The sequence below is a fragment of the Rossellomorea sp. YZS02 genome, from assembly GCF_033963925.1.
Classification (GTDB): Bacteria; Bacillota; Bacilli; order Bacillales; family Bacillaceae_B; genus Rossellomorea.
In genome coordinates this window covers 1-973 of record NZ_JAXBLY010000053.1, presented here as the reverse complement: position 1 = coordinate 973, position 973 = coordinate 1, and the positions used below count along the sequence as shown (strand labels likewise).

General features: G+C 47.0%; 8 tRNA genes. All 8 read left to right on the top strand.

Features of this window, described 5'->3' with window-relative positions:
- Nucleotides 1–96: 96 nt before the first annotated feature.
- Nucleotides 97–180, top strand: a tRNA-Tyr gene (locus SLH55_RS23165).
- 76 nt (nucleotides 181–256) lie between these two features.
- Nucleotides 257–330: transfer RNA gene (locus SLH55_RS23160), tRNA-Trp, on the top strand.
- Between the two features lie 17 nt (nucleotides 331–347).
- A tRNA-His gene (locus SLH55_RS23155) sits at nucleotides 348–420 on the top strand.
- An 8-nt stretch (nucleotides 421–428) separates the two neighbouring features.
- Nucleotides 429–503 (top strand) — tRNA-Gln (locus SLH55_RS23150).
- Between the two features lie 2 nt (nucleotides 504–505).
- Nucleotides 506–579, top strand: a tRNA-Cys gene (locus SLH55_RS23145).
- Between the two features lie 10 nt (nucleotides 580–589).
- A tRNA-Gly gene (locus SLH55_RS23140) sits at nucleotides 590–663 on the top strand.
- Nucleotides 664–677: 14 nt separating this feature from the next.
- Nucleotides 678–754, top strand: a tRNA-Ile gene (locus SLH55_RS23135).
- A gap of 9 nt (nucleotides 755–763) precedes the next feature.
- Nucleotides 764–838 (top strand) — tRNA-Asn (locus SLH55_RS23130).
- Nucleotides 839–973 lie beyond the last annotated feature (135 nt).

Genomic DNA, 973 nt, shown 5'->3' with positions numbered 1-973 from the left:
TGGTAGAGCAATGGACTGAAAATCCATGTGTCGGCGGTTCGATTCCGTCCTGAGCCACCATTTATACTTAAGAACCTTTAAGTATTTATTTTATTTGGAGGGGTAGCGAAGTGGCTAAACGCGGCGGACTGTAAATCCGCTCCTTCGGGTTCGGCAGTTCGAATCTGCCCCCCTCCACCAAGATTTTTTACGAAGCGAGAGCGGAGTAAAATAATCTTCCTTAAACTACACGCAAGAAAACATGTGTGTTTCATACAGGGGTATAGTTTAACGGTAGAACGAAGGTCTCCAAAACCTTTGGTGTGGGTTCGATTCCTACTACCCCTGCCAATATTATATTCTTCATGGCGATTGTGGCGAAGTGGTTAACGCACCTGATTGTGGTTCAGGCATTCGTGGGTTCGATTCCCATCAGTCGCCCTTTATATTGGGCTATAGCCAAGCGGTAAGGCATCGCACTTTGACTGCGACATGCGTTGGTTCGAATCCAGCTAGCCCAGCCAACGGCGGCATAGCCAAGTGGTAAGGCAGAGGTCTGCAAAACCTTTATCACCGGTTCAAATCCGGTTGCCGCCTCCAAAGTATTCATGCGGGTGTAGTTTAGTGGTAAAACCTCAGCCTTCCAAGCTGATGATGAGGGTTCGATTCCCTTCACCCGCTCCAATTATTTCTTATATGGGCCTATAGCTCAGCTGGTTAGAGCGCACGCCTGATAAGCGTGAGGTCGGTGGTTCGAGTCCACTTAGGCCCACCATTCTATTATTCCGCAGTAGCTCAGTGGTAGAGCTATCGGCTGTTAACCGATCGGTCGCAAGTTCGAATCTTGCCTGCGGAGCCATTTTCTTCTTGTAAGATAAATGGAGAGAAGCTCTCTTTTTTTGAGAAAGTTATAAAAAGAAGTTGACTTCTGCGAAGTTAACTGGTAAAGTATTATTTGTTGCCGCAAACGAGCGACACACAACATGAAAACTTG